The sequence below is a fragment of the Anaerotalea alkaliphila genome (assembly GCF_010179735.1).
GTDB classification, from domain to species: Bacteria; Bacillota; Clostridia; order Lachnospirales; family Vallitaleaceae; genus Anaerotalea; species Anaerotalea alkaliphila.
Genome location: NZ_JAAEEH010000013.1, coordinates 62490 through 74573 on the forward strand (window position 1 = coordinate 62490; position 12084 = coordinate 74573).

Annotated in this window: 10 protein-coding genes; all 10 read right to left on the reverse strand. The window is 62.0% G+C overall.

Annotated elements, in window-relative coordinates; genetic code table 11:
• Positions 1–11 precede the first annotated feature (11 nt).
• A complete protein-coding gene (gene ptsP, locus GXN74_RS06350; RefSeq protein WP_162370082.1) occupies positions 12–1712 on the reverse strand; it encodes a phosphoenolpyruvate--protein phosphotransferase in 1701 nt (566 codons plus the stop codon).
• A gap of 325 nt (positions 1713–2037) precedes the next feature.
• Positions 2038–2553: a gamma carbonic anhydrase family protein gene (locus GXN74_RS06355; RefSeq protein WP_246208621.1), complete on the reverse strand. Its 516-nt coding sequence runs from the start codon at positions 2551–2553 to the stop codon at positions 2038–2040.
• Between the two features lies 1 nt (position 2554).
• Complete coding sequence (locus GXN74_RS06360; protein WP_162370083.1) at positions 2555–2941, reverse strand: CoA-binding protein; 387 nt, start codon at positions 2939–2941, stop codon at positions 2555–2557.
• A gap of 19 nt (positions 2942–2960) precedes the next feature.
• Positions 2961–3620, reverse strand: a complete 660-nt coding sequence (locus tag GXN74_RS06365) for an NUDIX hydrolase (protein ID WP_162370084.1) — start codon at positions 3618–3620, stop codon at positions 2961–2963.
• 44 nt (positions 3621–3664) lie between these two features.
• Positions 3665–7447 carry a phosphoribosylformylglycinamidine synthase gene (locus tag GXN74_RS06370; protein ID WP_162370085.1) on the reverse strand — a complete coding sequence of 1261 codons (3783 nt, stop codon included), beginning with the start codon at positions 7445–7447 and terminating at the stop codon, positions 3665–3667.
• A gap of 46 nt (positions 7448–7493) precedes the next feature.
• A complete protein-coding gene (locus GXN74_RS06375) occupies positions 7494–8306 on the reverse strand; it encodes a hypothetical protein (protein ID WP_162370086.1) in 813 nt (270 codons plus the stop codon).
• Between the two features lie 139 nt (positions 8307–8445).
• Positions 8446–10431, reverse strand: coding sequence for a ferrous iron transport protein B (gene feoB, locus GXN74_RS06380; RefSeq protein WP_162370087.1), 1986 nt, complete (start codon positions 10429–10431; stop codon positions 8446–8448).
• An 18-nt stretch (positions 10432–10449) separates the two neighbouring features.
• Complete coding sequence (locus GXN74_RS06385) at positions 10450–10737, reverse strand: FeoA family protein (protein WP_162370088.1); 288 nt, start codon at positions 10735–10737, stop codon at positions 10450–10452.
• A gap of 153 nt (positions 10738–10890) precedes the next feature.
• On the reverse strand, positions 10891–11838 hold the full coding sequence (locus GXN74_RS06390; protein ID WP_162370089.1) for a DUF445 family protein: 948 nt from the start codon (positions 11836–11838) through the stop codon (positions 10891–10893).
• 103 nt (positions 11839–11941) lie between these two features.
• The coding region (locus tag GXN74_RS06395; protein ID WP_162370090.1) for a putative PEP-binding protein at positions 11942–12084 on the reverse strand (143 nt) is incomplete at its 5' end.

Sequence of the window (12084 nt, forward strand, 5' to 3'; positions counted from 1 at the left end):
TCTTCTCCTCCTTAACCCTTCAACACCTTGAGGGCTTCTTCCGCTGTGGATGTTTCCATGACCCTGGCTGCCAGGGCCTTCAGTTCTTCCATGCCACTGGCCAGGATCCTGTCCTTGACCTTGGGGATCATGGACGCGCTCATGGACAGCTCGTGCACGCCGATGCCCGTCAGGAGCAGGGCCATGTCCGGGTCTCCCGCCATCTCCCCGCAGACACCCGCCTCGATGCCGTTGGCGTTCGCCGCGTCCACGGTCATCTTGATCAGGCGCAGGATGCTGGGATGGAGGGGCTGGTACAGATGGGCGATGTCCGCGTTCATCCTGTCCACCGCAGACGTGTACTGGCACAGGTCGTTGGTCCCGATGCTGAAGAAATCCACTTCCTTGGCGAACAGGTCGGCTGCGATGGCGGCCGCGGGGATCTCGATCATGATGCCCACCTGGATCTTTTCGTTGAAGGGGATGCCTTCCGTCCGGAGGGCTTCCTTGGCCTTCGCAAGGACCGCCTTGGCCGCCCTAAGCTCCTCCAGGTTGCTCACCATGGGGAACATGACCTTCACCTTCCCATGGACGCTGGCCCGCAGGATGCCCTTGAGCTGGGCCAGGAACAGGTCCTCGTTGTTCAGGCAGAACCGGATGGCCCTGCATCCCAGGAAGGGGTTCATCTCCTTGGGGAAGGTATAATAAGGAAGCATCTTGTCTCCGCCGATGTCCAGGGTGCGGATGATCACCTCGTCCGGCAGGACTTCCACGATGTCCTTGTAGTAGTTGTACTGCTCCTCTTCCGTGGGGAAGTGGTCGCTGTCCATGTAGATCAGCTCGGTGCGCAGGAGTCCCACGCCGAAGCCGCCGTTGTCCTTCACCCAATGGGTCTCCTGGAGGGATCCCACATTTCCGAACAGCTTGACCGCATGGCCGTCCCTGGTGGCCGCGGGGACCCCCTTCAGCTGGGCCAGCCTGGCTTTCTCTTCCTTCTGGACCTGGATCTTGGTCTCGAACTCCCTGCGCACGTCCTCGGCCGGATCCAGGAGAACCGTGCCGTGGGTGGCGTCCAGGATCACTTCCGTGTCCGCTTCCACCAGGTTGCAGGCGTCCTTGATCCCAACCACCGTCGGGATCCCCTTCGCCTTGGCCACGATGGCCGCATGGCTGGTGACGCTGCCCTCTTCCAACACGATGCCCACCACGAAATCGTTCAGCAGGACGGTCTCGGAAGGCTTCAGGTCCTGGGCGAACAGCACCACCGGCTTGTCGATGGATCCCAGGGAACTGGACTGGATCCCCAGCAGCACCTCCAGGAGCTTGTCCGAGACGTCCTGGACGTCCTTGGCCCGGGCCCGGAGATAGTCGTCCTCGATCATCATGAAGGTGGCCACCACCTCGTCCCTGGCTTCCAGGACCGCATAGTCGGCGGTGTAGTTCTTCTTCGTCATCTTCTGCAGGATGGCGCCTGTGAGGGTCGGGTCTTGGATCATCATCAGGTGGGCGTCGAAAATCATGGCTTCCTCGTCGCCGACGGTCTCCTGGGTATGCTTCTCCAGCGCCTTGATGTCCAGGATGGCCTGGTCCAGCGCCGCTTCAAACCGTTCCTTTTCCTGCTGGAGCTGTCCCGGTGCCACCGTTCCCTTGACCACCTTGTCCGCTACGGGCTCGTCCTTCAGGATCCACGCCTTGCCGATACCGATTCCTTCATATACCTTGATCCCTTGCATGCCTTCACTCCTTATCAAAATGGGTCTTTGTGAATTATGTCCAACCCGGATGCCTGTCTGTTGAAGCCATTATACCACGCAATCCAAGCACATTCAATCATTTTCAATCATTTTATTCACTTTTTTTTACCATACAATCATCTTTTCCCGTTCATCCGACCCTAGTCAAGCAGATGCGATCACCAAGGCCTCCGAGATATCCCGGAAACGCTCACTCCGTCTTCCCTTCCCCTTAGGGCGTTTCCACGGTGCCGTTTTGGACGCCGAAGCTTTTCCTTCGTGCAAAACTTGCAAAAAAAAGCACGCCTTCCGGCGTGCCTTGTTCCTATTCCACAAAGTCCTTGGCGTTCTCCACGTAGTGGAGCGCGGACTGGCGGATGAGTTCGATTTCCTGTTCGGTCAGATGCCGGAGCACCTTGGCGGGAGAGCCCACGATCAGCACCCCGGGGGGGAACTTCTTGTTCTGGGTCACCAGGCTTCCGGCCCCCACGATGGAGTTGTCCCCGATCACGGCCTTGTCCAGGATGATGCTCCCCATCCCCACCAGCACGTTGTTGCCCACGGTGCATCCGTGGACGATGGCGTCGTGCCCTACAGTCACATAGTCCCCGATGACGGTGGGGGCGTCATGGTTGATGTGGACCACCGCATTGTCCTGGATGTTGGTGTGGCTGCCCACGGTGATCGGCTGCAGGTCCCCCCGCAGGACCGCTCCGAACCAGATGCTGCTGTGGTCCCCCACCCGCACCTTTCCGGTGACCTTGGCGTTGTCGGCCACATAGGCCAGGTCGGAGATCGCAGGCTCTTCCCTGGTATGGCGCGTCATGGTCTTGTATGCCATGCTATTCCTCCTCGCCGGTGAGTTCCTTGATGACGCAGGACTCCACCACGTTCATTCCATGGCCCTTGGCCGCCTCCAGGATTTCCGGGCTTCTGGAACCCGGCTGCAGCCAGATGTTCTTGATGCCTGCGGCGGCGCATTCCTCCAGAACCCCCAGGGCGATCTCCGGGCTGACCACCATGTCCACGGCGTCCACCGGGCCGGGGATGTCCCCCACCCGGGCGTAGGCCTTGTCTCCGTCCACTTCCTCATAGTTGGGGGTCACCGGATACACCGTGTGCCCCGAGTACTTCAGGATCTTGTAGGCCTTGGATCCGTAGCCTCCCTTTTTGTTGCTTGCGCCAACCACGGCCCAATGTTTCAGGGCCAGCATTTCCTTGTGCTGCATATGTTTTCCTCTTTTCTTTTCACTCTACGGGAAGGAAGTCCAGGACTTCCTTCACCAGTTCCGCGGTGATCCCCCAAATGATTCCCTCCGGGGTGTGGTACAGATGGATCCTTTGGAGGGTGCCCCCCCAGGTCTGGTGGTACCGCTGGGGCAGCCCCAGCTCCTTCGCCGGGAAGATAACCTTTTCCCTTCCCTGGGCGTCCACCATGGTGGGATGGATTTCCGTCCGCACATGGTAGGTCTGGGGTTCCCGCTCCAGGAAGTGCCGGAAGGGGACGGTGAAGACCCTTTCCACTTCCTCCAGACTGGGGGACAGCTCCTCCAGGGAGCCGATGTCCAGCAGCCCCACATAACCTTCCACCACCGTGCCCAGGGAGGCCACGATGGTGTCCACCCGTCCCAGGATCCGGATCTTTTCTTCCGGGATCCCCAGCTCCTCCACCGTCTCCCGGATGGCGGTCCGCTCGAAGGTCAGGTCCCCGCCGTCGAAACCGCCCCCGGGAAAGCAGACCTCCCCACCCTGGCGGATCCAGGGCTGCCGCTTCTCGAAGAGGAAATGGGGGCCGTCGGGAAATTGGACGATGGAAATCAGGACCGCGGCGTTGAAGTACTTGTCCCTGCCCAGGATGTCCGGATTGGACGGCAGGGAAGCCTGCAGATGTTCCAGCCATGGATGCATGCCTCCACCTCCCTTTCTACAGGAACGCCGTTACAGGAACGCTGCTATTTGAAATACTCCACGCCGGACAGGAAGATCTTCTGGTTCTGGTTTCCGGCGATGTTGACCGCCACATGGCTGCCGATCCGCTCGGAATGGCCCATTTTTCCCAGGACCCTGCCGTCCGGACTGGTGATGCCTTCGATGGCGAACACCGATCCGTTGGGGTTGAACCGGCTGTCCATGGTGGGTCTGCCCTCCGGGTCCACATAGGTGGTGGCCACCTGCCCGTTTTCGAACAGCCGCCTGGCCACCTCCGGGGAGGCGGCGAAACGGCCTTCCCCGTGGGAGATGGGGATGGCGTGGATGTCCCCCGGCTTCACATGCCGGAGCCAGGGGGACTTGTTGGACATGACCTTGGTGGTGGCCATGCCGGACACATGGCGTCCGATGGTGTTGTAGGTCAGGGTCGGGGCCGCCGCGTCCTGCTCCAGGATCTCCCCGTAGGGCACCAGGCCCAGCTTGATCAGGGCCTGGAATCCGTTGCAGATGCCGATCATCAGGCCGTCCCTGGCCTGGAGCAGCTCCATGACCGCATCCTTCACGCCGCTGTTCCTGAAGACGGTGGCGATGAACTTGCCGGAACCTTCCGGCTCGTCCCCGGCGCTGAAGCCTCCCGGCACCATGACGATCTGGCTCCTTCCGATGCCTTGGCGCATCTCCCGCAGGCTCTCCTCGATCTGGGAGGGGGTCAGGTTCCGGAAGACCATGGTCTCCACCGTGGCTCCCGCCTCCCTAAAGGCCCGGGCGGAATCGTACTCGCAGTTGGTCCCCGGGAAAACGGGGATGAACACGTGGGGGTTAGCCACCTTGGACCTGCAGATGTGGACCTGCTTCCCTTCGTGGAGGAGGTCCAGGGTTTCACCGGTCTCCTGGGGGGCCGTGCTGGGGAATACGGGCTCCAGCCTGGCTTCCCAGACCTTCCTGGCTTCCTCCAGGTCCAGGACCATGTCCTTGTAGCGGATTTCCGGCGCTTCGGTGGTGGTTCCCGCAATCACGTAGGGGACCCCCGCCAGCAACTCGTCGCACTCCACAGCGGACCTGGCGTCCAGCTCGAAGACCACGTCCCCGTAGTTCTCCGCGAACAGCTCCCGCTCGAAAAGGCTGGGGGCAAGATGGACCCCGATGCCGTTCCCGAAAGCCATCTTGGTGACCGCCGCCGCCAGTCCCCCGGTTCCCAATGCGTAGGCCGAAAGGACCTTGCCCTGCTCCACCAGGCTGTGGATCTGCCCGTACTGGAGCTTGAGGGCCGTGAAGTCGGGCAGGTCGTGGCTGTCCCGGGGCACGGAGATCCAGACCAGCTTGGTGCCGGTCTTCTTCAGCTCCGGCGAGACCACCTTCCGCACGTCCACCACATCCACCGCGAAGGAAACCAGCGTGGGGGGCACGTCGATGTCATGGAAGGTGCCGGACATGCTGTCCTTGCCTCCGATGGAGGGCAGGTCCAGCTTGTCCTGGGCGTAGTAGGCCCCCAGCAGGGCGCTTGTGGGTTCCCCCCAGCGCCTGCTGTCGTTCCCCAGGCGCTTGAAGTATTCCTGGAAGGTGAAGCGGATGCCCCTGTAGTCCCCGCCCATGGCCACGATCTTGGCCACGGACTCCACCACCGCATAGACGGCGCCATGGAAGGGGCTCCAGCTGCTCAGGTCGGGATTGTATCCGAAGCTCATGGCCGTGCCTGTGTTGGTCTTCCCTTCCAGCAGGGGGATCTTGCCCACCATGCCTTGGGTGGGGGTGGCCTGGTGCTTTCCGCCGAAGGGCATCAGCACGCTGCCGGCCCCGATGGAGCTGTCGAAACGCTCCACCAGCCCCTTCTGGGAGCAGACGTTCAGGTCCCCCAGCACCTCCAGCCAATGGGACTTCAACTCGGCCTCCTGGGCCGGCTGCAGGGCGGTCGCCTGGAAATGGGAGGTTTCCTTAGGCGCTTCCACCAGCACTTCGGTGCTGGCGGTGGCGCCGTTGGTGTCCAGGAATTCCCTGGAGATGTCCACGATCCTCTGGTCCTTCCATTCCATGACCAGACGCTTCTGGGGGGTGACCCGGGCCACCACCGTGGCCTCCAGGTTCTCCTCCTCCACCTTGCGGATGAAGGCGTCCACATCCTTGGGGTCCAGCACCACCGCCATCCGCTCCTGGGATTCGGAGATGGCAAGCTCCGTGCCGTCCAGTCCCGCATACTTCTTGGGCACCGCGTCCAGGTCGATGACCAGGCCGTCCGCCAGCTCCCCGATGGCCACGGACACACCGCCGGCCCCGAAGTCGTTGCACTTCTTGATCATGGTGCTGACTTCCGGGTTCCTAAAGAGCCGCTGGATCTTCCGCTCCGTGGGGGGGTTCCCCTTCTGCACCTCGGCACCGCAGGTGTGGATGGACTCCTCCGTATGCTCCTTGGAGGAACCGGTGGCGCCGCCGCAGCCGTCACGGCCCGTCCGGCCGCCCAGCAGCACGATGATGTCCCCGGGGTCGGAAGTCTCCCGGACCACGTTTTTCCTGGGGGCGGCGGCGATGACCGCACCGATCTCCATCCGCTTGGCCACATAGCCGGGATGGTAGATCTCCTGGACCTGGCCGGTGGCCAGTCCGATCTGGTTGCCGTAGGAACTGTAGCCGTGGGCACTTTCCGTCACGATCTTGCGCTGGGGAAGCTTCCCGGGCAGGGTCTCCTCCACAGGCACCGTGGGGTCGGCCGCCCCGGTCACCCGCATGGCCTGGTACACATAGGACCGGCCGCTCAATGGGTCCCGGATGGCGCCCCCCAGGCAGGTGGCCGCGCCCCCGAAGGGCTCGATCTCCGTGGGATGGTTGTGGGTCTCGTTCTTGAACATGACCAGCCACTCTTCCTTTTGGCCGTCCACGTCCACAGGCACCACGATGGAGCAGGCGTTGATCTCCTCGGAGACCTCCAGGTCCGCAAGCTTCCCTTCCTTCCGGAGCTTCCGCATGGCCAGCAGGGCCATGTCCATGAGGCAGATGTCCTTCTCCCCGGCCTTCTCCCCCAGCACTGCTTCCCGGTCCGCCAGGTATTTGGCGTAGGTCCTCTGGGCGGGCTCGTTGTACTTCCCAGGCTCGAACGCCACCTTGTCGATCCTGGTCAGGAAAGTGGTGTGCCGGCAGTGGTCGGACCAGTAGGTGTCCAGCACCCGGATTTCCGTAAGGGTGGGGTTCCGCTTCTCCGTGTCCCTGAAATACGCCTGGGTGAAGAGCAGGTCCTCCATGCTCATGGCAAGCCCCAGCCTTTTCCACAGGACCTCCACGCCGGCGGGGTCCAGGTCCACAAACCCGTCCACGGTTTCCACCGATTCCGGCATCTCGTACACAAGCTCCAGGGTGGAGGGCTTGGCAAGGTCCGCTTCCCGGGAATCCACGGGGTTTATGCAGTAGCGCTTCACGGCTTCCACGGCTTCCTCGTCCAGGTCCCCCTTAAGCACCACCATCCTGGCCGCCCGGACCAGGGGCTTTTCTGCCGGGTTCAGGATCTGGATGCACTGCTCGCAGGAATCGGCCCTCTGGTCGTACTGGCCGGGAAGGTATTCGATCCCGAACATGGTCTCGTCTTCTCCCAGGACGGCCTCCTCCTCCACCAGGATGTCCACGGGCGGCTCCGCAAAAATGGTCTGCAGCGCCTGCCGGTAGGCCTCTTCGGACACATGGTCCACATCGTAGCGGTGCAGGATCCGCAGGCCCGCGAGGCTCCCCAGCCCCAGGTTGTGCCGCAGGTCCTCCAGCAGGTGCCTGCTTTCCACGTCATACCCCGGCTTCTTCTCAACATATACACGTCTGATCACATTCATCTATTCCTGTCCTCCACTGGTCCTTTTCCGGTTTTCCATCGTTTCGTCAATTGATTTTATCATGCATTCCCTTGGTCGTCCATACCATTTCTTCCTGGATCCGCTCCGCGGCGGTGTTGCGCAGGGTCTCCTCCACCTGGGGAAAAGCCTGCTCCAGCGCCTCCTTCAGCCGGTCCGCCAACTGGTAGTAGGCCGCCCCCTGGTCCGTGTCCCCAAGGTCCAGTCCGGCCTCCGAAAGCATCTTCCCAAGGTCGCCGTTCTCCTTGAACCAGTCCGTCATCTCCCTGACCTGGGCCTCCCGGCGGCTTCCGGATTCCTTCATCCGGTCCGCCTTCCTTTTGGCGGAAATCCCCACCCAGAGGAGCAGGCCGCCGAAGGCCAGCAGCAGCAGGGGGGCCCCCCTCCCCCGGAGGAAGGAAAGCTCCACCACCCCCAGCAGGAGCAGGGCGCCGGCAGCCAGGGAAGCGCCTCCCAGGAGGAAATAGGCCAGGGACCCGTCTTCCGGTTCGGCCTCCAGGTGCTCCGTGGCGTATCCGGCCTCCTCCTCTTCCTCCTCCTCTTCCTCCTTCTCCCTTGCCATCTCCTGGAGGTAGACCCGCAGATGCTTGGTCGCCTTCTCCTTGTCCTTCTCCAGGACCAGGACCGTATAGCCTTCCGGCCCTTCCTCCACCAGGGCGTCTTCGCACTTGGAATAGCGCAGGTATTCCAGGATCCGCTCCCCCAGCTCCCTGTCCGCCACCTGCGCCAATGGCACGCGGTACTTGGCTTCCTTCAGGTCGTCCACCAGGGGCACCGCGCATTCCGCGCATTGGGCCACCCCTTCCTCATATTCGGTTTTGCATTTCGGGCACCAGGGCATCCTTCTTCCTCCTATTCAAAACGGTTTGTCTACCATTATACCGAAAAAACCGGGTGTTGGCTACAGCTTAGGCAAAAAGGCCGGAGAAAGGGATGCCCTTCTCCGGCCTTTTTTCGTGCAATTGTACCCAGGGGGGACCTCAAGCGAAGAGCCCGATGACCTGGTAGATCAGGGCGGACACCACCCAGGCGACCCCCAGCTGGTATCCGAAAGCGAAGAACATCCACCTCCAGGAGTTGGTTTCCTTCTTGATGACCCCCAGGGTGGCCAGGCAGGCCGTGTAGAGCAGGGCGAACACCATGAAGGCGTAGGCGCTGGCCGGGGTGAACCCCACCTGGGAGAGGACCGCCGAAAGGCTTCCCTCCCCTATGCCGTAGATGACGGCCATGCTGCTGACCACGATTTCCTTGCCCATGATCCCCGCCAGCAGGGCCAGGGCCGCCTCCCAGGTCCCGAAGCCCATGGGGGAGAAAGCCGGCGCGATGGCCTTTCCGATGGAGGCACCGATGCTCGCGGACATCTCCGCCTTCCCGGAGAAGTTGTACTCCAGGATGAACCACAGGAAGATGGAGGCGATGAAGATGATGGTCCCCGCCCGGACGATGTATCCCCGGACCTTCTCCCAGACGAAGATGCCCGTGGTCTTCCAGGAGGGGAGCTTGTAGTTGGGCAACTCCAGGATCAGGGCCCCCTTCTCCCCTTTGGCCAGGGTCCGCTTGAAGAGCAGGGCGGTGAGCACCGCCACCAGGATCCCCAGGACGTAGAGGGTGAGGGTCACCAGGATCTCCCTCCCCGGGAAGAAGGCCCGGGAGAAGAGCACGTAGATGGGGAAGCGGGCGCTGCAGGACATGAACGGGGTCACCATGATGGTGGCCAGCCTGTCCCGCTCGTCCTCCAGGGTCCGGGCGGTCATGATGGCCGGAACCGAGCAGCCGAACCCCAGGATCATGGGGATGAAGGCCTTCCCGCTGAGGCCGAACCTGCGCATGATCTTGTCCATGATCAGGGCGATCCGGGCCATGTACCCGCTGTCCTCCATCAGGGACATGGCCACAAAGAGGGCCGCTATGTTGGGCAGGAAGATCAGGATACCTCCCACGCCTCCGATGATGCCGTCCACCACCAGGGAGGTCATCCACTCGGCCACCCCCCAGGCCCCGAAGCGGGACGTCACGAAGGATCCGGCGAAGCCGAAGAACCCTTCCATCAGTCCGGCGAAATGGTTCCCCACCGTGAAGGTGAAGACGAACACCAGCCCCATCATGGCCAGGAAGATGGGGATCCCCAGCAGCTCGTGGGTGAGGATCCGGTCGATCCTGTCCGACAGGATCTCCCGGCCCTCGTCCCCCTCCAGCACCTGGGGCACGATCTCCTGGACATGCCCGTATTTCTTGATGGCCAGCTCCTCCTCGTAGTGGACCCCGGAGGCCGCAAGCTTCTCCAGCAGGGCCTTCAGTTCCGGGGTCTCCACCTTCTGGAGGATGGACCCGTCCCCCTCCAGGAGCTTGATGGCAATCCAGCGCCTGAACCGCTCCTCCACACCCTCCTGGACAGGGAGCAGGGATTCCACCTGGGCGATGGCCTCCTCCAGCTCCCCGTAGGGGATGCCGGGCGGTTCCTGGACCTCCTTGGCCTTGGACCGGCGGATGACCGTGTGGAGCAGGTTCTTCAGTCCCAGGTTCCGGAGGGCGGTGACCGGCACCACGTCCACCCCCAGCGCCTTGGAGAGCTTGTCCGTATTGAGGGTGATCCTTCTGGCTTCCAGCACGTCCACCATGGTAAGCGCCAGGACCACCGGCTTGCCCATCTCCAGGAGCTGGGCGGTGAGGTACAGGTTCCGTTCCAGGTTGCTGGCGTCCACCACGTTGACGATTACATCCGGATCGTAGTTCAGGATGTATTCCTGGGTCAGTTTTTCTTCCAATGAATAGGGGGAGATGCTGTAGATGCCCGGCAGGTCCACCAGGGTGATGTGGTTCCCGTCATGGTGGAGGAGGCCCTCCCGTTTCTCCACGGTGACGCCGGGCCAGTTCCCCACCTTGTGCTTGGCGCCCGTGTAGGCGTTGAACAAGGTTGTCTTCCCGCAGTTGGGGTTTCCAATGAGTGCTACTTTGATTGTATTCAAAACGCTACCGGTCCTTTGCTATTTTTTTGCGGTCAGATGCTTCCGGATGAACTCCCTGCCTCCCTGTTCCCCTTTGCTCCTCACATGGTCCAGCTCCACTTCCAGGCCGGCGGCCACGTCGGCCCCCAGGACGACCCTGGAGCCCCGGATCTTCAGGATATAGGCGTTCTTGCCGTATACGGACATGACCTTCACCTGGGCGCCCTTGGTGATCCCCATGTCCTGCAGGCGCTTTTTCGTCTTCTGGTCGTTGTGCACCGCGATGATGGTTGCCAGGTCCCCTTTTCTGCCGTCGATCAATGTCATTTCCACCACTCCTATCTTCAGAAGCACATTGAGAAGTGCTATCATTTCCAAGCTTCATTATAAACCTGGTGAAAATGGATGTCAATTCGATTTTCGTTATTTCGTTAACGATTTCTTGACGGCAGTCCGGCAGGGGGATCCCGGTTCCTTCGGTCAAAGGCTTTGGAACACCAGGAGCAGGATCCCCAGGAGGGCCCCCAGGATTCCCCCCAGCCAAGTGATGGCGGAAAGCTCCCGGCTGGTGATGTCCAGCAGCATCCGTTCCAGCTGCCGGGTCTCCAGCCGGTTGATCTGGGCCTCGGCGATCTTCCCCACCTGGGCGGTCCGGATGATCTTGGTCAGGTATTCCCGGACCAGGGCGTCGTAGACCGCCTTGATCTTTTGGTCCAGGAGCTTCCGGGTCTGGGAGGTGACCTCCACCGGCTGGAACAGGAGGCTTTCCAGCAGGGGGCCTGCCGAAAGGGGCTCCGGAAGCCTCTTTTCCCAGAGCTGGAGCCATTCCAGCACCGTCCTTTCCTCCAGCTTGTCCAGCAGGGCCCCCCGGATGCTGGCGTAGATGCTGTCCGTGTTGACGAACATGGACCCCAGGGCCCCGAACTTCTCCTCCACCAACCGGGCGATGACCTGCCGGGCGGCGGCGGCGAAGTGTTCGTCGTCCACCAGGGCGTAGACGCCTCCCTTGATCTCCTCGTCCTTCAGGTAGATGGCCGTTTCCATCTCCCCCCGGATCCTTCCCGAGAGGCCTTCCAGCAGCTGGGCCTTCTCCACATCCCCCAGGGGCAGGAGGGTTTCCAGGCTCAGCCGTCCCTCCCGGGTGAACAGCTTCTCCTCGATGGCCCCGATGAGCATGCCCTCCACCTTCTCCGAGGTGAGTTCCCGGACCAGCACCTCTTCGGTGAGCAGGTACTGCTCCACCACCTCCCCGAAGGATTTGGCGATCCGCTTCCGCTCCTTGGGGATCAGTCCCGGGGTGAAGGGCAGGGTCCGGCCCAGGAAGCGCTTCTCCCCGTAGGGCCTGAAGAGCATCTTGATGGCCAGCCAGTTGGTGGAGTATCCGATCAGGCCACCCGCCAGGGGGGTGGCAATCCATTCCAGTTCCATTTGTATCCGTCCTTTCAATAATGATGTTTCCGGTTGAAGCCGGCCGCAACGGGCCAAAAAGGAACGCGTGCCAGGCACGCGTTCCAGAGGTCTTGGTCGTTTGTTATTTGTTCTTGGCTTTGATCGCCGCCTGGGCCGCCGCAAGCCGTGCGATGGGAACCCTGAAGGGCGAGCAGGACACGTAGTCCAGTCCGATGTTGTGGCAGAACTCGATGGTGCTGGGGTCTCCGCCATGCTCCCCGCAGA